Consider the following 19,832-nt stretch of genomic DNA (forward strand, 5'->3'; position numbering starts at 1 on the left):
CCCCCCCCCCCCCCCCCCCCCCCCCCCCCCCCCCCCCCCCCCCCCCCCCCCCCCCCCCCCCCCCCCCCCCCCCCCCCCCCCCCCCCCCCCCCCCCCCCCCCCCCCCCCCCCGCCCCCCCCCCCCCCCCCCCCCCCCCCGCCCCCCCCCCCCCCCCCCCCCGCCGGCCCCCCCCCCCCCCCCCCCCCCCCCCCCCCCCCCCCCCCACTACATGAATCAAAGCCGCAGCTTGCTGCGGCTTTTTTCGTTATGCCATCTGCTATTGGTTGCGCGCGCAAGCGTATGCAGTCGCGCCTTGTCCTGCGGACGTAGAATAGGGCGATGAACGAAGTCGACCATAGCCATCTCGTGCACGGTCGTCGGCAACGCCCGGATGGGCCGTCGCCGGTGGACGTGATTTCCGTGCAATCCCAATTGGTCTACGGCCATGCCGGCAACAGCGCGGCAGTGCCGCCGCTGCGCGCCCTTGGCCTGCGCGTCGCCGAAATCCCCACCACGCTGTTGAGCAATGCGCCGTTCTACGCAACGCTGCGCGGCCGCGTGCTGCCTGCAGACTGGTTTGCCGAGCTGCTGCAGGGCGCAACCGAGCGGGGCCTGCCGCAACGCGCCGGTGCCCTGGTATCCGGTTACTTCGGCAGCGTCGCCAACGGCGCCGCCTTTGCTGATTGGCTGGACGTAGTGCTGCCGCAGTCGCCGCAGCTTCGTTACTGCCTGGATCCGGTGATTGGCGATACCCATACCGGCCCTTATGTTGAACCAGGGCTGGAAAAGATCTTCATCGAGCGCCTGCTGCCACACGCCTGGCTGGTCACGCCCAACGCTTTTGAGCTGGGCCGATTGACCGGCATGCCAGCATTGGAACAGGACGACGCCATCGCTGCATCGCGCAAGTTGCTGGAACGCGGCCCGGAATGGGTGATTGCGCATTCGGTGTCCGGTGATCCGGGCGAGCTGGTGACCTTGGCCATTGGCCGCGAACAGATCTGGCGTTGGACCTCGCCACATCTGCCGGTGGATGTGGCCGGTACCGGTGACGTGTTGATGTCGCTGCTGGTCGCCTTCCTGCTCAAGGGCCATAGCTTCGAGGACGGTGTGAGTCGCGCCATTGCTGGTGTGCACGCAGCGTTGGAAGCGACCCTGGCAACCGGTGTGGAAGAGTTCGACGTGTTGGCGGCCGCACCGGCTGCCTTGGGTACGCCATACCGCTTCCGTGCCGAGCGTCTGGCGTGAGTCTGCGGCCGGTCATTGGTATCGTCGGTAGCGGCGGTGCCTTTGGACGTTGGTTGCGTGGCTTCTTCGAATCGCGCATGGGCTTGCAGGTCATCGGCCATGATCCGATCGATGCGGACTCGCAGACACCGGAGCAGTTGCTGGAACAGGCCGATGTGCTGCTGTTCTCTGCACCGATCCGGCACACGCCCGCATTGATCCGCGACTACATCCGGCAATCGGCCGGGCGTGAGCGCGGCAAGCTGTGGCTGGACGTCACCTCGATCAAGGCCGAGCCGGTCACGGCGATGCTGGAATCACAGGCCTCGGTCGCCGGCCTGCACCCGATGACTGCGCCGCCCAAGGCACCGACCTTGAAGGGCAGGGTGATGGTGGTCTGTGAAGCGCGGTTGGATGCGCATTGGCAGGCCTGGCTGGATGAACTGTGCATCGCCATACAGGCCGAGTGTGTGCGCGGCACTGCCGAGCACCACGATCGGGTGATGGCCTTGGTGCAGGCGATGGTGCATGCCACCCACCTGGCTCAGGCTGGCGTGCTGCGCGAATACGCGCCGATGCTGGGCTCGCTGAGCGAATTGATGCCGTATCGCTCGGCCGCGTTTGAGCTGGATGCGGCGGTGATCTTGCGCATCCTGTCGTTGAACCCAGCCATCTATGAGGACATCCAGTTCGGCAATCCGCATGCCGGTGAAGTGCTTGATCACCTGCTGCAGCAGCTGCAGCAACTGCGTGGTCTGGTGGGGCAGGGCGATGATGCGGCGCGCGCCGTGTTCCGCACCAAGTACCTTGCCGATAACAAGGCCGCTGTGGACGAGCAGACCCTGCGCGATGGCAACTACAGCTTCGAGCGGGTTGGTTATCTGCTGGCGGATCTGACCGATCAGAGCGCGATGAGTGTGCATCTGCCGGAGGATCGCGCCGGTTCCTTGCGTGAGTTGCTGCATGTGTTCGAGCGGCATGGCATCAGCCTGGCTTCGATTCACTCCTCGCGTACGCCGATTGGCGAAGTGCATTTCCGGATGGGTTTTGTGCAGGCGTATGCAGCTGACGTGATTTCAGCCGCCAGTGACGAGATCAACAGCAGCGGCATAGGCCGGGTGCTGGAGCGGTAAGCGCGCCGCTCCCACAGAATGCCCGACCTTGTAGGAGCGGCGTTAGCCGCGAAGCACGTGAGCCAACACGTGCAAGAGCAACTGCAACTGCAACAGCCCAAAAGCACCCCTCCCCAACCCTCCCCTTTGCTACGCAAAAGGGAGGGGGCAGCGCTGTGGTCGGGGCTTAAGCCGCTATGCTCCCGTAACCACCCGAAGCCGATAGCGCTTGGCAGTGGCCTTGGGGCCATAAGGGTGCGGGATCGCCGCTCCGCGGCTTACGCCGCTCCCACAAAGGCCATGGCGGCTAAGGCACCCCTCCCCAACCCTCCCCTTTGCTGCGCAAAAGGGAGGGGGCTCAAGCTTATTTGCGTCTCACCAGCTGCGACTTAATCCACAGCGACGTGTGTGCAAGCATGTGGATAATCACTGACATCCCTTGGGGCACAAGGCTGTCAAGATGGTTGGTGAAAAATTGATCAGCCGCGGGCCGGATCGGCAAAGCGTATTCAGTATTACCCGGCCAGCCGGCAGCGGGGCCTTCCTGATGCGCGCCGGCAATGATCACGGCGCGCTGCAGAAGCAGGGAATCAGGCCCGGTAGGGCTGGTTCATCGACAGGCTGACTTCGCCATCGGCACTGAACAGGTTGCTGCCACGACGCAGCAGCGGCCGGCCGTCGGCAAGTTCATAACGCGGCGGACGGTTGGTGCTGCTGGCCTGGCTGGTGCCGGGCTCATCCAGAAACTCGATGACGATGCAGCTTTCGCCATCGCGGGTGGTTGCAGGAAATTGTCGGAACGCCATAGCTCGCCTCCAATGCTGGGAAGGTGGTCGCAGTGCATCAACGCGACCACCCTGTGAGCTTGCCGCTGGCGTTGTTAGCGATACGTTACCGCAGCGTTCTCAATCTATGAATTGCAGCCGCGCCAGCTCGGCATACAAGCCGTCCTGGGCCAACAGTTCAGCATGCGTGCCCTGCGCAACGATCCGACCATGGTCCATCACCACAATGCGGTCGGCCTTGAGCACGGTTGCTAGGCGATGCGCGATGACCAGCGTTGTGCGCCCAGCCATCAGCCGTTCCAGTGCCTGTTGCACGGCGCGTTCGCTCTGTGCATCCAACGCGCTGGTGGCTTCGTCCAGCAGCAATACCGGCGCGTCCTTGAGCAGTGCGCGAGCGATCGCCACGCGCTGCTGCTGGCCACCAGACAGGCGCGCACCGCGCTCGCCCAGGTCGCTGGCATAGCCTTCCGGCAACTGCATCAGGAAGTCGTCAGCCTCGGCCGAGCGGGCGGCGGCGCGAACTTCTTCGTCGCTGGCTTCGAGTCGACCATAGCGGATGTTGTCGGCGGCGCTGGCTGCGAACAGGGCTGGTTGCTGCGGCACCAGCGCAATGCTTTGGCGCAGCTGTGCCGGGTCCAGCTCGCGCAGATCAATGCCGTCCAGACGCAGGCTGCCACTGTCCGGGTCATGGAAGCGCAGCAGCAGCGACAGCACCGTGCTTTTGCCGGCACCTGAGGGGCCGACCAAAGCTACGGTTTCGCCCGGCGCCACGGTCAGACTGAAATCATCCAGTGCCGGATGATCCGGACGTTGCGGGTAATGGAACGACACATGCTCGAAGCGGATTTCGCCGCGAACCGGTGAGGGTAGCGATTGTGGCTGTACCGGTGCGGTGATCTGCGGGCTCTCGGCCAGCAGTTCACCAATGCGGCCCATGCCGCCGGATGCGCGCTGCAGTTCGTTCCACACTTCGGCCAGGGCACCAACCGAACCACCGCCGATCAAGGCGTACAGCACGAACTGGCCTAGCGTACCGGCAGTCATGCGGCCGTCGACCACATCGTGTGCGCCCGACCACAGCACCGCAACGATTGCACCGAATACCAGCACGATGGCGATGGCGGTGACGAAGGATTGGGTGCGGATGCGACGCTTCGCGGTGGCCACCGAGATATCCAACGCCGCCTCGAAGCGGCCGCGCTCATACGGCTCGCGGGCATGCGCCTGCACGGTGCGCACCGCGCCCAGTGTTTCCGAGGCGAGCGCATTGGCATCGGCGACGCGGTCCTGGCTGGCGCGAGAGATCTTCTGCAGCTTGCGTGCGCCCAACACGATCGGCAGCACCGCCAACGGAATGCCGATCAGCGAGTACACCGCCAGGTGCGGACTGGTGACGAACAACATCACCATCGCACCGATCACGGTGACGCTGCTGCGCAGTGCCACCGACATGGTTGAGCCGATCACGCTGCGCAGCAGTTCGCTGTCGGCGGTCAGCCGTGACACCAGCTCGCCGCTGCGGGTACGGTCGTGGAAGCCAGCGTCCAGACCAATCAGGTGCGCGTAGAGTTTGGCGCGCAGGTCGGCAACGACTTTCTCGCCCAGCAGGGAGACGAAGAAGAAACGTGCGGCGGTCGCCAGTGCCAGCACCACCGCGACGACGAACAGCAACATGAAGGCGCGGTTGATCTCGCCGCCACCGGAGAAGCCGTGGTCGATCATCTGCTTGACCGCCATCGGCAGGCTCAAGGTCGCCGTCGACGACACGGCCAAAGCGACCAGCCAAGCGGTGAACAGGCCAGCGTGGCGACGCACGAACGGCCACAGGGTTTTCAGGCTGCCGAGTTTCTGCAGTTTGCGCTGCGGCGGGGTGGAAGCTGCTTCAGTCATGGTCGGCGGGTTCGCTCAGGCGTAGGCGGTCGCGGGTGGCGTCGCGCAGGCGCAGGGCCAGCGCATCGATCTGGTCTGCCGGCAGGCGCACATGCAGGCGCAGGCCTTCGGGCAGGAATTGTTCGTCAAGCTTCTCGGCGCCGGTGGCACCCAGCAGGGTATGCACGATACCCATGTCCTCAAAGCCACATTGCAGGATGCGCTCGGTCATCGGTACCAGCGGGCTGCGTTGAGCCAGTCGCAGGCATTCGGCCGCGGTGCCGCCGTAGGCACGGACCAGGCCACCAGCGCCGAGTTTGATGCCGCCATACCAGCGCGTGACCACTACGGCGATACGGTCGTAGCCCTGGCCATCAATCGCCGCCAGAATCGGGCGCCCGGCAGTGCCGGCCGGCTCGCCGTCGTCGCTGGAGCGGTAGTCATTGCCATGCCGGTAGGCCCAGCAGTTGTGGGTGGCATCGACATCCGAAACCGACTGGATGAATGCCAGCGCTGCGCCGGCATCGCTGATCGGCGCTGCCTGTGCGAGGAAGCGGCTGTGTTTGATCTCCAGCTCGTGGCTGGCGGGTGCGGCGAGAGTGTCGAGCATTGCCGTCATTCTAGTGGCAGCGCTGCAAAGCGGTAGCCGATGCTGCTCAATCCTTGAGCAGCGGCCGCAGATCGCGCGGAATGCGCGCTTCCGGGTAGTCGTGGGCAAAGCGCCGCAGGCTGGCCTTTGCACCTTCCAGATCACCAGCTTCGTGGCGCTCGCGGATGCGCTTGATCCATTGGTGGCGTGACAGCGTGGTGTCGGCTTCGATGTCGGGTGTGCTGTCGGCGGCGATTGCTTCCGCACGCTGGCGACGCGCATCGGCGGCTTTGCTTACGGCCTTGGTGCCAGCATGGGGAATCGGTGTGGAACCAGCAGGCGCCAGACGCGGGGGTGCAGCGCGTGCTGGCGCGGCCTCGCTGCGATAGAGGTCAGCTTGCGCGCCGGCGGTGCTGATGGCCTGCTCGGCTTGAACCGGGGCAGCCATCGGTGCCGGGGCCATCATCGGCATTGGCGGAGCGGGAGGTGCGGGCGGTGCCGGGGGCGTAACCGGCGCATTGGCGACGGCGCGTGGTGATTGCCCTGCATTGCTAGTGCTGGGTTTTTCGATGACGTTTGTCTCGTCATTGCCCGCAACATTTGCCTGAGGAGCTTGCGGCGCATCGGCACGACGTTCCTTCGCGCTTGCCACGGATTGGGCTTGCGGTGCTGCGGGTGCTGAGGCAGCGGCAGCATCCTCGGCTGACTGGTTCGGCATTGGCGCAGCAGCCGGAACAGCAGCTACCTCTGCGGCTGCCATATCGGCAGCAGGCGCGGCCACTTCGGCGTGCTGCATTGCTGGCTGCGGCGGCAGCGGGCGCAGCTGCCAGGCCAGACCAACCACCAGCACCAGTGACGCTGCCACGGCAAATGAAGACACCAGTCCGCGGCGGCGTCCCCAGCCACGGTTGCGCGATGCTGGGCGCAAGTTGGCTGTGAGCGCTTCGCGAAGCGCAGCCTGCGTCTCTGATTGGGGCTGGGCCGGCGCCTGTGCGTTGCCCTGGGCCATGGCCAGAATCCGCGCATCCAACTGCGCGCTTGGCCCTGCGGCACCAGCGCCAGGGCGCCCGAGCAGCCGGGCCAGCTCACGCTCTTCGGGAGTCAGCATGTCTGGGATGTTCATTCGCTCAACCTCGCGCGCAGCTTGTCCATCGCATAGCGCAGCCGCGACTTGACGGTTTCCCGGCCCACGCCGGTGATCTGCCCGATCTCCTCCAGGCTGAGTTCCTGTTCCAGTCGCAGGATCACGACTTCCTGTTGTTCCGGTGGCAACTCGGCCAAGGCCTGGCGCAGTTGCAGGCGCTGGGCTTGTTCGTCTGCCAGTAATTCCGGCGTGCAGTTGTCGGCTAGACGCGCGGTGCGCTCGTCGGCGTCTTCTGGTGCTGCCGGGCGATGGCGGGCGGCCCGCCAATGGTCGTTGAGGCGGTTGTGGGCGATACGGAACAGCCAGGTGGCAAAGGCCGCGTCAGGCTTCCAGCCAGCGCGGGCATTGATCATCTTCTGCCAGACGTCCTGAAAGAGTTCCTCGGCCAACGGCCGGTCGCGCAGCTGGCCGAGCAGATAGTGGAACAGCCGCGCGCGATGCCGGGCATAGAGCTCGGAGAACGCATCGCTGTCACCGTCGGCATAGGCCAACATCAGCACTTCATCGGTAGGGGTTTGGACAGCGGTATCCACCTGCCAAGCGTAGTGGCTGGCTTGGATTCTGCCTAGCTCCGCGGGAGGCTGCGGCAATGCGCATTCATAATCGTGAATCGGAATCTTTTTCTGCGACGCACTGCTCTTGACCGCTGCGAAAGGTATGCTGGAGGTTCAGGGGGGAGTTCCGGGATGCCGGGACCCAGAGAGAACGGATACATGTCGTATAGCGAGCTTGACGCGAAGGTCGAAACCCAACGCGCCGATACATTTTCGCCGGTCACCAAAGTGGTAGCGACATTGCAGAGCTTGTTGCCTCCCGTCAGCACGGTTGCGCTGGCGTGGCACGACGGTTTGCTGGGCAAGGGTAGCTGCAGTTTCCCGGAATCAGCCGATGGCCTGTGCCAGCTGGCGCGTGACTGCCTTGCAGGCAATACCGGAGATCTTCCCGGCTCCGTCCACCTACTGGAATGGAGTCACGACAGCGACGCGGACTACGTGCTGCTGATCGATCCCGAACAGGCATTGCCGGTGGCACGCCGCGAAGCATGGCAGGGCACGGCGCGGGTGTTGATCTGCTCGGCCATGGAACTGATGCGTCAGCGCATCCAGATCGAAGAATTGCAGCGCTCCAAACAGCTGCAGAAGGCCCTGTTCGAAATTGCCGATCTGGCCGGCGCCGATCTGGCGATGACTGAGATGATGGCGCATTTCCATCGCATCCTCGGTTCGTTGATGTACGCGGAGAACTGCTACATCGTCGAGTGCGATGAGAATCAGCAGAGTCTGGAATTCCTTTATTTCGTTGATACCCATGACAGCTACCTGCCTGACCCCGGGCGTCGCTATCGTTACGAGGAAATGCCGGCCAGTTTGACCTTTGCGGTGCTGCGCAATGGTCGGGCACTGAGCGGGCCGTCGCGTGAGCTGGCCAAATATCTGGAACAGCCGTACGAGGTATCGGAGGGCGAGGAGAGTACCGACTGGCTGGGTGTGCCGATGTGGCGCGACAACCGGGTGTGCGGCGCCATCGTGGTGCAAAGCTATGTTGCCGATGCCTGCTATGGCGAGGAAGAGCTGGCGCTGCTGAACTTTGTCGCCAAGCACATCCTTACCGCGATGGATCGGCATCAGGCGCATGCGCAGCTCGAGCAGCGGGTCTGGCAGCGCACCCAGGATCTGGAACACATCAACGACCACCTGCAGGGCGAGATCATCGAACGCCGGCGTGCGGAATTGCTGCAGGCGGCGCTGTTCAACATCTCCGAGCTGGCGATGAGTGGCAAGGCCACCGGCGATTTCTATGCGCAGGTGCACGAGATCATCGGCCGGCTGCTGGATGCCAGCAACTTCTACGTGGCGATGGTGACAGCAGATGCAACCGGCATCGAGTTCGTCTATTCCGTGGATCGCTTCAACCGCGAACGCGCAACCCGGATCTTCAGCGATGGCTTGACCGAATACGCGTTGCAACGCCGCGAACCGGTGCTGCTGACGCGGGCGGATATCGACAGGTTGATCGCGGCCGGGGACTTGAAGGAATTCGGCGCCAAGTCGCAGTGCTGGCTGGGCGTGCCCTTGTTCAGTGATGACGAAGTAGTAGGCGTCATTGCGGTGCAGAGCTACAACCCGGAGGTCGCGTTCACTGCCGATGATCAGCGCTTGTTGGTATTTGTTGCCCGCGCCATCGGCAACAGTCTTGCCCGCCAGCGCGATCAACAGCGCTTGCTGCAGGCCCACGCCGACCTGGAGCTGCGAGTGACAGAGCGCACCCGTGAGTTGGGCGAGGTGAATCAGAAGTTGCTGGGACAGATTGGCGAACGTATGCGTGCCGAGCAGCGTTTGACCCATCTGGCCATGCATGACGTGCTGACCGGGCTACCCAATCGCCTGCACTTGCAGGATCGATTGGAGCGTGCAATCGAGAATGCGGAGTTGGGTATCGCCCCGCATTTCGCCTTGCTGTTCCTCGATCTGGATCGCTTCAAGTGGGTCAACGACAGTATTGGTCATGCCGCTGGCGACCAGATGCTGGTCGAGGTCGCGCGCCGGCTAGTGGGTCTGGTGCGTGGTGAGGACGTGGTGGCGCGACTGGGTGGCGATGAATTCGCGCTGCTTGTGCACTCCGATCGCGGTTCGAACGCAGCGATGGACCTGGGCCGTCGCCTGCTCAAAGCGCTGGAAGCGCCGATGTGGGTGGATGGACGCGAGCTGTTCCCCTCCGGCAGCATCGGCATCGCGGTATGGGATGCCCGCTACACATCTGGCGCGGACCTGCTGCGCGACGCGGACGCTGCGATGTACCGGGCCAAGCTCAAGGGCCAGGACCGCTGCGTGATGTTCGACGGCGCGATGCACGACGAGGCCATGCGCAGTCTTGAGCTGGAAGCGGACCTGCGCAGGGCGATCAAAAAGCGCGATTTCCTGCCGTATTACCAGCCCATCGTGTCCCTGCTCGATGGCCAGGTGGTCGGGCACGAGGCGCTGCTGCGTTGGCAGCATGAGCGTCGTGGTGTATTGCTGCCGGGTGAATTTCTATCGTTGGGTGAGGAAAGCGGTCTGATCGAACAGGTCGACTGGCAGATCTACGAGCAGGTGATGCAGGACATGGCGGCTTCGGCTGCCGGCTACATCTCGGTGAACGTCTCGCCGCGGCATTTCCGTTCGGCTGAGTTTGCACCGCGGCTGCTGGGGATGTTGGATGCAGCAGGGGCAGACCCCGGGCGTCTACGCGTAGAGATCACCGAGATGGCCTTGCTGGATGACGAGCCGCGCACCTTGCGTGCACTGCATCAGCTGCGCGAGCGCGGCGTGGTGGTGCAGCTGGATGACTTCGGCACCGGCTATTCGGCGCTGTCCTATCTGCATCGCTTCCCGATCAGTGCGCTGAAGGTGGACCGCAGCTTCGTTGCCGGTCTGCATGATGAAGGCAGCAACAGTACGCTTGCGCTGGTGGAAGGCGTGCTGTCGCTCGCACGCACGTTGGGCATCGAGACGATAGGCGAGGGCATCGAGAACGAACGACAGCTGCAGACGCTCAAGGATCTGGGCTGCAACTTCGGCCAGGGTTACCTGCTGGGTTACCCGGCGCCCCGCGAAGAGACCTTGCAGCGCGCATAAGCGCAGGCTTTCGTAGGAGCGGCGTCAGCCGCGAAGCCGGCAATGTCCCCGACGCGCATCGATTGCGATTGCACGATGCATGTTGGCCTTTGCTGTTGTTTGCTTCAAAGGCCTGCGGTCTATGCAGGATACGAGCTTCGCGGCTCATGCCTCTCCCACAAAAACCAACCGGACGATTGTGGGAGCGGCGTGAGCCGCGAAGCCACAAATGCATCCGTCGCGCATCGGCTGCAATTGCACGATGCGCATTGGATGTTGCCGTTGGGGGCTTTGAATGCCGATGATCTGTGTGGTGTATGAGCTTCGCGGCTTGCGCCGCTCCTACAAAAAGCTCGCCGTTTGCCTCAACGCAGTGCGTTGCGCTTCTTCTCGTCAAACCACTTGTCAGCCTGCGCCGGGGAGTAGTTGCGCATCCATTCGAACATCTGCGTGGCGTCGTCGCCGTACCACAGGTCTTCGCGCTGTTCCGGGTGCAGGAAGCGCTCGCTGACCATGGTGTCGATCATGCCGATCAGCGGCTGGTAGAAGCCATCGATATCGAGGAAGGCGCAGGGCTTGTGGCCGATGCCGAGCTGGCGCCAGGTCAGCATCTCGAAAATCTCTTCGGCAGTACCGAAGCCGCCGGGCAGGGCGACGAAGGCGTCGGACAGGTCGAACATGCGCGACTTGCGCTCATGCATCGAGCTGACGATTTCCAGCGAGGTCACGCCCTTGTGCGCGACTTCCATGTCCACCAGATGCTGCGGAATCACGCCGGTGACTTCGCCACCTGCCGCCAGCACGCCATCGGCTACCGCGCCCATCAGGCCGGTACGGCCGCCACCATAGACCAGGCGCAGGCCTTCGTTGGCGATGCGCGTGCCCAACTCGGTGGCGCGTTCGACGTAGATGGGCTTGGCGCCGGGATTGGAGCCGCAATAGACGCAGATGGACTTCATGTGTTGTTCCTGATGGATGGGAAGAGGTGGTCGCTCTGCTGCCGATGAATACGCACGCAGACCGGGGACTACAAAAGCAAGAAGGCTCCGCCGGAGCGGAGCCTTCAGGTCACAGGCCGTGGAGCTTAGTTGGCCTTGTGGATGGCGCGCTTGGTCACTGCCATCGCCGCGTCGTGCACTGCCTCGGACAGCGACGGGTGGGCGTGGCAGATGCGGGCCAGGTCATCGGACGAGCCGCTGAACTCCATGGTCAGCACACCTTCGTGCACCAGCTCGGAGACATTGGCGCCAACCAGGTGCATACCCAGCACGCGGTCGGTTTCGGCGTGTGCCAGCACCTTGACGAAGCCAGCCGGCTCCACCATGGCGACGGCGCGGCCGTTGGCGGCGAACGGGAAGCTGCCAGCCTTGTACGGGATGCCCTCGGCCTTGAGCTGGGCTTCGGTCTTGCCGACCCACGCCAGTTCCGGTTCGGTGTAGATCACCCACGGGATGGTGTCGAAGTTGACGTGGCCCGGCAGGCCAGCAATCAGCTCAGCCACGGCGACGCCTTCTTCAAAGCCCTTGTGGGCCAGCATCGGGCCGCGCACGCAGTCACCCACTGCCCAGACGCCATCGACGCCGGTGTGGCAATGGTCGTCGACCACGATCTGGCCACGCTCGTTGATCTGCACGCCGGTGCCATCGGCCAGCAGGCCCTTGCTGGCAGCGCGACGGCCAACGGCCACCAGCAGCTTGTCGACGGTCAGGCTCTTCTCGCCTTCGGCATCGGTGTAGCTGACGATGACTTCTTCGCCCTTGATCTCGGTCTTGGAGACCTTGGCGTTGAGCAGGATGTTCAGGCCCTGCTTCTTGAATTCCTTGGCGGCAACCTTGGCGACTTCAGCATCGGCAGCAGCCAGGAATTCCGGCAGTGCTTCCAGGATGGTGACGTCCGAACCCAGGCGCTTCCACACGCTGCCCAGTTCCAGGCCGATCACGCCGGCGCCGATCACGGCCAGACGCTTCGGCACTTCGGTGAAGTCCAGTGCGCCGACGTTGTCGACGATGTGCTTGCCGTCAAACTTGGCGAACGGCAGTTCGATCGAGTCCGAACCGGCGGCGATGATGACGTTGGTGCCCTTGAGCTCGACTTCCGAGCCGTCGTGCTGCTTGACCTTGACCACATTGCCGGCCTGCAGCTGGCCGAAGCCGTAGTAGGTGGCGACCTTGTTGGCCTTGAACAACTGGGCGATGCCGCCGGTGAACTGCTTCACGATGGCGTCCTTGCGGCCGACCATCTTGTTCACGTCGATCTTGGCGTCGTTGAAGCTGATGCCGTGCTGATCGAAGATGTGGCCCATGTTCCAGTACTGGCGCGAGGAGTCCAGCAGCGCCTTGGACGGGATGCAGCCCACGCGCAGGCAGGTGCCGCCCAGTGCCGGCTTGCCGTCCTTGCCCAGCGCTGCATCGATGCAGGCGGTCTTCAGGCCCAGCTGTGCGGCGCGGATGGCAGCGTGGTAGCCGGCCGGACCAGCACCGATGACGACGACGTCGAATTGTTGTTGTTCGCTCATTTTATTCACTCGCGGGAATGGGGAATAGGGAGTGGGGAATGGTCAAAGCAGTAGCCAAACCAACCCGCCTCTCCGATCGGGTCCAAGCGGGAATGGAGGGGTGGGTAAGTGCTTACCCATTCCCGATTCTCCATTCCCGATTCCCGGCTATTACAGACCGAACAGCATGCGGCCCGGGTTTTCCAGCTGGTTCTTGATGTCCACCAGGAACTGCACCGAATCCTTGCCATCGATGATGCGGTGGTCATAGGACATGGCCAGGTACATCATCGGGGCGATCACGACCTGGCCGTTCTCGGCGATCGGACGGTCCTTGATGGCGTGCATGCCGAGGATGGCGCTCTGCGGCGGGTTGACGATCGGGGTCGACATCAGCGAGCCGAAGGTGCCACCGTTGGTCACGGTGAAGGTGCCGCCCTGCAGTTCTTCCAGCGACAGCTTGCCGTCACGGGCCTTCTTGGCGTAGTCGGCAATTGCCTTTTCGATGTCGGCGAACGACATGCGCTCGACGTTGCGCAGCACCGGGGTCACCAGACCCTTCTCGGTCGACACGGCAATCGAGATGTCCGAGTAGCCGTGATAGATGATGTCGTCACCATCGATCGAGGCATTGACCAGCGGGAAGCGCTGCAGTGCGTTGGCGGCAGCCTTGACGAAGAAGCTCATGAAACCGAGCTTGATGCCGTGGGCCTTGACGAACTCTTCCTGCAGTTCCTTGCGCGCAGCCGAAACCTTGGACAGGTTGACTTCGTTGAAGGTGGTCAGCATGGCGGTCGAGTTCTTCGACTGCATCAGACGCTCGGCAATGCGCTTGCGCATGCGGGTCATCGGTACGCGTTCTTCCGGACGTGCGCCGCCGGCCTTGCCGACGCCGCCGTTGCGGGCGAAGTTGACGATGTCTTCCTTGGTCACGGCGCCATGACGGCCGGTGCCGGACACATCAGCCGGGTTCACGCCTTCGGTGATTGCCGAGAAGCGGGCGCCCGGCGGCAGGCCGTCGGCAGCCGACTTGGCAGCCGGGGCCGGAGCAGCGGCAGCGGCCGGAGCGGCGGCGGCCGGGGCAGCAGCCTTCGGTGCTTCAGCAGCAGCGGCCGGAGCGGCAGCGGCAACCGCGCCTTCCTCGATGATCGCCAGCAGCTGGCTCGAGGTGACGGTGTCGCCTTCCTGGAACTTGATTTCCTTCAGCACGCCATCAACCGGCGCCGGTACTTCCAACACGACCTTGTCGGTTTCCAGGTCGAGCAGGTTCTCATCACGCTTGACCGCATCACCAACCTTCTTGTGCCAGGTGGCGATGGTGGCGTCGGAGACGGATTCGGGCAGTACCGGTACTTTGACTTCGGTGGCCATTTGGCTGATTTCCTGGTTTCGTTATTCTTGTGGAAAAGGGGGCTTATTCGGCGTAGTTGTCGTCGATCTTGTTGACCAGCGCGTCGGCGAGCAGCTGTGCGAGTTCGCGCAGGTGATCGGACATGTGGCCAACAGCAGGCGACGGAGAACGCGGACGACCGGCATAGTGCAGTGCCTGGCCATCGGCCACGCATGCCTGCAGGTGGTGCTTGATCTGGTACCACGCACCCTGGTTCATCGGCTCTTCCTGGCACCACACGACGTCGGTTGCCTTGCCGTACTTCTTCAGTTCGGCAGCCAGCGCCGGGCGCGGGAACGGGTAGAGCTGTTCAACGCGCACCAGTGCAACGTCATCCTGACCGCGCTTGGTCACGTCTTCAAGCAGGTCGTAATAGACCTTGCCCGAACACACGACGACGCGCTTGACCTTCTTGACGTCCGCGGTGGCGTCGCCGATCAGGTGCTGGAACTCGCCGTTGGCCATTTCGTCCAGGCTGGACACGGCCAGCTTGTGACGCAGCAGCGACTTGGGCGACATGACGACCAGCGGCTTGCGGGTAGCCATGCGCATCTGGCGACGCAGCATGTGGAATGCCTGCGCCGGAGTCGACGGCACGCAGACCAGCATGTTCTCCAGTGCGCACAGCTGCAGGAAGCGCTCAAGGCGCGCTGAGCTGTGTTCCGGACCCTGACCTTCATAACCGTGCGGCAGCAGCAGGGTCAGGCCGGAGATACGGCCCCACTTTGCTTCGCCGGAGGCGATGAACTGATCGATCACGACCTGGGCGCCGTTGGCAAAGTCGCCGAACTGGCCTTCCCAGATGCACAAGGTATTCGGATCGGTGGTGGAGAAGCCGTATTCGAACGCCATCACGGCTTCTTCGCTGAGCAGCGAATCGATGATGGTGGCCTGTTCCGGCGACTCGACCAGCTGACGCAACGGCAGGTAGTAGTTGTCGGTCTTCTGGTCGTGCAGGATCGCGTGGCGGTGGGTGAAGGTGCCGCGGCCCACGTCCTGGCCAACCAGACGCAGCGCATTGCCTTCGTCCAGCAGCGTTGCGTAGGCCAGGTTTTCGGCAAAGCCCCAGTCGCCGAGGATTTCACCGGCGGCCATCTTGCGACGGTCGTCGTATACCTTGGCAACGCGCGAATGCACTTCCACGCCTTCCGGAATGGTGTTGATCATGGTGGCCAGCTGGGTCAGCTTGCCCATGTCGACCTTGGTGCTGACCGGATCGGACAGCTTGCCCGACAGGTACTTCGACCAATCCACGTACATCTTGCTGGTGGCCGGGGTCTTTTCGACCTTGGCCAGCTCGGTGGTGACTTCACCGGAGTCCAGCTTGTTGCGGTAAGCGTCGACCATGTCCTTACCAGCGCCGGCAGCGATGACGCCTGCGGCTTCCAGCTGCTCTGCGTAGAGCTCGCGGGTAGTCTTGTGCTTGCGGATCACCTGGTACATCAGCGGCTGGGTGATCGCCGGTTCATCGGCTTCGTTGTGACCCCAGCGGCGGTAGCAGACCAGGTCGATCACGACGTCCTTGTTGAACTGCTGGCGGAAGTCATAGGCCAGCTTGGCCGCGAACACCACGGCTTCGGGATCGTCGCCGTTCACGTGCAGGACCGGTGCAGCGACCATCTTGGCGATGTCGGTGCAGTACAGGGTCGAGCGCGAGTCGTCGCGGTTGGAGGTGGTGAAGCCCACCTGGTTGTTGATGACGATGTGCACGGTGCCGCCGACCGCGAAACCGCGGGCCTGCGACATCTGGAACAGCTCCATCACCACGCCCTGGCCGGCGAATGCAGCGTCGCCGTGGATCAGGACCGGCATCACCTGCTTGCGCGCGGTGTCGTTGCGGCGTTCCTGGCGCGAGCGCACCGAGCCAACAACCACCGGATCGGCGATTTCGAGGTGGGACGGGTTGAACGCCAGGGCCAGGTGCACCGGGCCGCCATCGCTGGCGACGTCGGCCGAGAAGCCCATGTGGTACTTCACGTCACCGGCAACGGCGCGGTCGTCGTGCTCGAACTTGCCTTCGAACTCGTCGAACAGCTTGCGCGGGTTCTTGCCGAGGGTGTTGACCAGCACGTTCAGACGGCCACGGTGGGCCATGCCGATGATCACGTCCTTGACGCCTTCCTTGCCGGCGTCGCGGATGATGGTGTCCATCATCGGGATCAGCGAGTCGCCGCCTTCCAGCGAGAAGCGCTTCTGGCCGACGTACTTGGTGTGCAGGTATCGCTCGAGGCCTTCGGCCGCGGTCAGACGCTCCAGGGTGCGACGCTTGGTGTCGGCATCCAGGTTGTAGTTGCCGCCGGCGGTTTCGAGACGCTGGTAGAGCCACTGGCGCTGCTCGACTTCGGCGATATACATGAACTCTGCGCCGATCGAGCCGGTATAGGTCGCCTTCAGGCGCGCAAACAGATCACGCAGCTTCATCCGCGGCTGGCCGCCGACACCACCGGTGCTGAACTCGTCGTTGAGGTCGGCATCGCTGAGGTGGTGGAAGGGCAGGCCCAGGTCCGGCGGGTTGACCGGCGGGGTCAGGCCCAGCGGATCAAGGTTGGCGCCGAGGTGGCCGCGCGAACGGTAGGCGGTGATCAGGCGGCCGACATTGCGCTCGCGCTCGTCGCCGGAACCGGCGTTGGCGCCGACCTTGCCAGCGTTCTTTGCGGCTTCGGTGATGTGTGCGATGGCGGCAGAGTGCGGCACATCGCCAGCTTCGCGGCCTTTGAAGCCGTCAAAGTAGGACTTCCACTTGGGGTCCACACTGTCCGGGGAGACGAGGTACTGTTCGTACAGGTCCTCGACATAGGAGGCGTTGCCGCCGGCGAGCTGCGATGATTGCGCAAACTGCTTCAGTAGATTGTCCACGATGGAGAGTCGGATTCACTTGTGGGGTAGTTCTGGGAACCGGCGGACCTGCTACAGCGTCCCGCGCGGGCGTGTTCTAACCACGAAATTATACCCCTCACTGGACAGGAAGGGGCACCTACACTGTCCCGCGCATTAATACCTGACTGCGGCGTGTCCTGCCCCGGTCAATGCTCAGACACCTAGTACGCGAAGCCCGTTGCAATCACGTGAACGCTCCCAGATACGCTTGAACAGCGCTTCCTGCTGCTGCGCGCGGGCGGGGCTGTCCAGGGACAGTTCGCCTTCTACGCGGGCGCCCATTGGACGAAAGTAGCAGTCGCCCCGATCGTTGCTGATGGCGGCCGAACTGACCTCGCAGTCCATCGGGTCTACCGGCTCACGTAGCTTGAACACACTGGGCAGGCGCTGCACCAGGGCGATGAAGGCCGCGGGCAGGGCTGGCAGGTCGGCTTCGTGCAGCAGCACCAGTACCTGCTTGTCGTGGCGGGCGGTGGCAAAGCGGCGCAGCGCGTCCAGGACCAGCGCTTGGCCGAGCAGGGCGTCGTTGCCGCGTAGCTGCAGATGCAGGTGGCGACGTGCGCCGTGGATGACCGTGGCCATGGCGGCGCGGGCCTGGTCCGGGTCCTGCACCCGCATCGCACCGTCCAGACGCCGGCGCATGGTTTGGTGGCCGATGCCGGCCTCTTCAAATTCAACGCCTTCCGGCAGAAACCCATTGCAGGCATAGAAGTCGCGGGCGTGCAGCTGGGCATGCAGGCTGACTTCGCCCCAGCCGCGCTTGCGGGCGGCGCTCAATAGCGCATTCAGCAAGGCTTGGCCGACGCCCTTGCCGCGCCAGGCGGCGAGCACGGCCATGCGGCCGATGCGCTGGTCGGGGGTCAGTCGAGCCGCGCCTATGGCTTGGCCGTGTTGGTCCAATGCCAGGGCGTGGTCGCTGAGCGGGTCCAGTGCGTCTATTTCCAGCTCGACCGGGACGTTCTGTTCATCGACAAATACGGTATGACGCACGCCGTGCAGCAGTGTCTGCTGCACGGCGTAGTCGGCGATCTCTACTTGAAAGATCGCGTTGTGACTCATGCCGACGGGTTTTCCGCGTCGTCTTCGTCTTCTTCTTCGCCGTCGTTGCAGATCACCACGACCTCGACGCCTTCCTCATTGACCAGCACGGTCTCGATGCTGGCGCTGGACGGCTCGCCTTCACCGGCTTCGCTGTACTCGATGACTTCGATCTCGACTTCCGGGGCATCGGCTTCGTCATCGAAATCCTCGTCCTCGAAATCTTCCTCGGTCACGTCTTCCATGGCTTCCAGCGCGTCCTGCTCGGCCAGCATGGCGGCAATGGTTTCCACGTCCAGCAGCTGGTAATGGCCGCCGACGATCAGTTCCATCAGCGCATCACGGCCCTTGTTGGCGAGCTTGTTGAACAGGGCGATATCGATCTGTTCGGCACCGGCAAGGGTCTGCGCGTCCTTGATCGACAACTGGAACGCCAGGCCGGAGCAGTACAGCGAGGCGCCACGGGTGGCGCGGCGCCAAGCCAGGCGGGCCCACGGATGGCGTTCAAGCACGCCGCCATTTTCCAGCTCGGCGACTACTTCTTCCGGCGACGGCGGTGCCTGCGAGGGCAGGATGTCGCCGGCGGCGCGGTAGGTGGTGATGAAGCGGCCGAACCAGTTGCCGAGGCGATCCGGGTCGTTCATGCGCAGCGCATTGAGCGCGGCGACCACGCGCTTCATCGCGGCGGCATCGATCTCGTTCGGGTCTTCCGGCAGCTTCAGGTCCGGGTCCTGGAAACGGATCGATTCGTCGGCATCGGCGACCAGGTCGTCCAGATAGTCGCTGATCAGCTCAGCCGAGGACGGCGCGCGCATGCCGAACGAGAAGGTCAAGCAGGGGTTCACCGCAACGCCGTTGTGCGGCACGTTCGGCGGCAGGTACAGCATGTCGCCCGGGCCCAGCACCCAATCGTGGGTCGCCTTGAACTTCTTCAGCAGCTTCAGCTCGACGTCGGGGCGGAACTCAAGCGACGGACGCTTGCCCTTGGTCGACTCGCTGGCGTCGATCTGCCAGCGGCGCTGGCCATGGGCCTGCAGCAGGAACACGTCGTACTGGTCGACATGGGCGCCAACCGAACCGCCGGTGGCGGCAAAGCTGATCATCACGTCGTCCATGCGCCAGCGCGGCAGGAAGTTGAAGTAGGAGGTCAGGGCGCGCACTTCCGGGTCCCACTTGTCCACGTCCTGCACCAGCAGGGTCCAGTCGTGGTCGGGCATGCCGGGGAAGTCTTCTTCCTGGAACGGGCCGGTACGCAGGGTCCAGCCGTCGGTGGCACGGTCATGGCTGACGATGCGGGCCAGCGCACCTTCTTCGCAGGCCAGGCCAGCAAGGTCTTCCGGCAGCACCGGGGTTTCGAAATCCGGGAAGGCGGCGCGGATCAACAGCGGGCGTTTCTGCCAGTAATCGCGCAGGAAAATGGCCGGGCTCATGCCCAGCGGCAGGCCGGGCTTGGCCTGGACTTCGATCGGATAGGTCTTTTGCTTGCGTGCAGCCATGGGGGAAATCCTTTGCAACGGAGGTCGAACAGGGGCGCGGATGGCGCGCAGACCTCTATTGTCCCCTTGTTGGCGGCAATGCGCACCGTAGGCGACTGATCTGGATCAAATTCAGCGAAAAGAATGCATCTGTAGTGCCGAGCCATGCTAGGAAACCGGCGGTGCACCCAATCAAACAAAGTTGGGGGGGGGGGGGGCGGGGGGGGGGGGGCGGCGGCGGCGGGGGGCGGGCCGCCAG

At 63.9% G+C, this 19,832-nt stretch carries 14 protein-coding genes; 3 read left to right on the forward strand and 11 right to left on the reverse strand.

Annotation, left to right across the window (positions count from 1 at the left end; translation table 11 throughout):
- The first annotated feature begins 319 nt into the window (after window positions 1–319).
- Together pdxY and ACVOLZ_RS20270 are read left to right on the forward strand one after the other, a co-directional pair.
- The gene (gene pdxY / locus ACVOLZ_RS20265) at window positions 320–1,228 is read left to right on the forward strand and encodes a pyridoxal kinase (RefSeq protein WP_296246233.1); all 909 of its coding nucleotides are present in this window, start codon (window positions 320–322) and stop codon (window positions 1,226–1,228) included.
- Window positions 1,225–2,340 (forward strand): prephenate dehydrogenase, encoded by a 1,116-nt coding sequence (locus ACVOLZ_RS20270; protein ID WP_481517700.1) that lies wholly within the window; start codon window positions 1,225–1,227, stop codon window positions 2,338–2,340. The genes pdxY and ACVOLZ_RS20270 overlap by 4 nt, the downstream gene beginning before the upstream one ends.
- A 569-nt stretch (window positions 2,341–2,909) precedes the next feature.
- Here the strand turns inward: ACVOLZ_RS20270 and ACVOLZ_RS20275 are convergent.
- From ACVOLZ_RS20275 to ACVOLZ_RS20295, 5 genes are all read right to left on the reverse strand, one after another.
- Window positions 2,910–3,125 (reverse strand): hypothetical protein, encoded by a 216-nt coding sequence (locus tag ACVOLZ_RS20275; protein ID WP_481517701.1) that lies wholly within the window; start codon window positions 3,123–3,125, stop codon window positions 2,910–2,912.
- A 99-nt stretch (window positions 3,126–3,224) separates the two neighbouring features.
- Entirely contained in the window at window positions 3,225–4,994 is a 1,770-nt protein-coding gene (locus tag ACVOLZ_RS20280; RefSeq protein ID WP_481517702.1) for an ABC transporter transmembrane domain-containing protein, read from the reverse strand.
- Window positions 4,987–5,583 (reverse strand): IMPACT family protein, encoded by a 597-nt coding sequence (locus ACVOLZ_RS20285; protein WP_481517703.1) that lies wholly within the window; start codon window positions 5,581–5,583, stop codon window positions 4,987–4,989. The genes ACVOLZ_RS20280 and ACVOLZ_RS20285 overlap by 8 nt, the downstream gene beginning before the upstream one ends.
- Before the next feature lie 46 nt (window positions 5,584–5,629).
- The gene (locus ACVOLZ_RS20290) at window positions 5,630–6,685 is read right to left on the reverse strand and encodes a hypothetical protein (protein ID WP_481517704.1); all 1,056 of its coding nucleotides are present in this window, start codon (window positions 6,683–6,685) and stop codon (window positions 5,630–5,632) included.
- Window positions 6,682–7,239 carry an RNA polymerase sigma factor gene (locus tag ACVOLZ_RS20295; protein WP_481513849.1) on the reverse strand — a complete coding sequence of 186 codons (558 nt, stop codon included), beginning with the start codon at window positions 7,237–7,239 and terminating at the stop codon, window positions 6,682–6,684. The genes ACVOLZ_RS20290 and ACVOLZ_RS20295 overlap by 4 nt, the downstream gene beginning before the upstream one ends.
- A gap of 180 nt (window positions 7,240–7,419) precedes the next feature.
- Between ACVOLZ_RS20295 and ACVOLZ_RS20300 the strand changes: the two genes are divergently transcribed.
- Window positions 7,420–10,320, forward strand: a complete 2,901-nt coding sequence (locus tag ACVOLZ_RS20300; RefSeq protein ID WP_481517705.1) for a bifunctional diguanylate cyclase/phosphodiesterase — start codon at window positions 7,420–7,422, stop codon at window positions 10,318–10,320.
- A 344-nt stretch (window positions 10,321–10,664) separates the two neighbouring features.
- Here the strand turns inward: ACVOLZ_RS20300 and ACVOLZ_RS20305 are convergent, their stop codons facing one another.
- From ACVOLZ_RS20305 to ACVOLZ_RS20330, 6 genes are all read right to left on the reverse strand, one after another.
- On the reverse strand, window positions 10,665–11,258 hold the full coding sequence (locus tag ACVOLZ_RS20305) for an LOG family protein (RefSeq protein WP_481517706.1): 594 nt from the start codon (window positions 11,256–11,258) through the stop codon (window positions 10,665–10,667).
- 125 nt (window positions 11,259–11,383) lie between these two features.
- On the reverse strand, window positions 11,384–12,814 hold the full coding sequence (gene lpdA / locus ACVOLZ_RS20310; protein WP_481517707.1) for a dihydrolipoyl dehydrogenase: 1,431 nt from the start codon (window positions 12,812–12,814) through the stop codon (window positions 11,384–11,386).
- Between the two features lie 150 nt (window positions 12,815–12,964).
- Window positions 12,965–14,164 (reverse strand): dihydrolipoyllysine-residue succinyltransferase, encoded by a 1,200-nt coding sequence (gene sucB / locus ACVOLZ_RS20315; RefSeq protein ID WP_481517708.1) that lies wholly within the window; start codon window positions 14,162–14,164, stop codon window positions 12,965–12,967.
- Window positions 14,165–14,207: 43 nt separating this feature from the next.
- Window positions 14,208–17,039, reverse strand: coding sequence for a 2-oxoglutarate dehydrogenase E1 component (locus tag ACVOLZ_RS20320; RefSeq protein WP_481517709.1), 2,832 nt, complete (start codon window positions 17,037–17,039; stop codon window positions 14,208–14,210).
- Window positions 17,040–17,213: 174 nt separating this feature from the next.
- Window positions 17,214–18,119, reverse strand: a complete 906-nt coding sequence (locus ACVOLZ_RS20325) for a GNAT family N-acetyltransferase (protein ID WP_481517710.1) — start codon at window positions 18,117–18,119, stop codon at window positions 17,214–17,216.
- Window positions 18,116–19,594 (reverse strand): ribosomal protein uL16 3-hydroxylase, encoded by a 1,479-nt coding sequence (locus ACVOLZ_RS20330; protein ID WP_481517711.1) that lies wholly within the window; start codon window positions 19,592–19,594, stop codon window positions 18,116–18,118. The genes ACVOLZ_RS20325 and ACVOLZ_RS20330 overlap by 4 nt, the downstream gene beginning before the upstream one ends.
- Between the last annotated feature and the right edge of the window lie 238 nt (window positions 19,595–19,832).

This window comes from Stenotrophomonas sp. STEN020, from assembly GCF_056760195.1.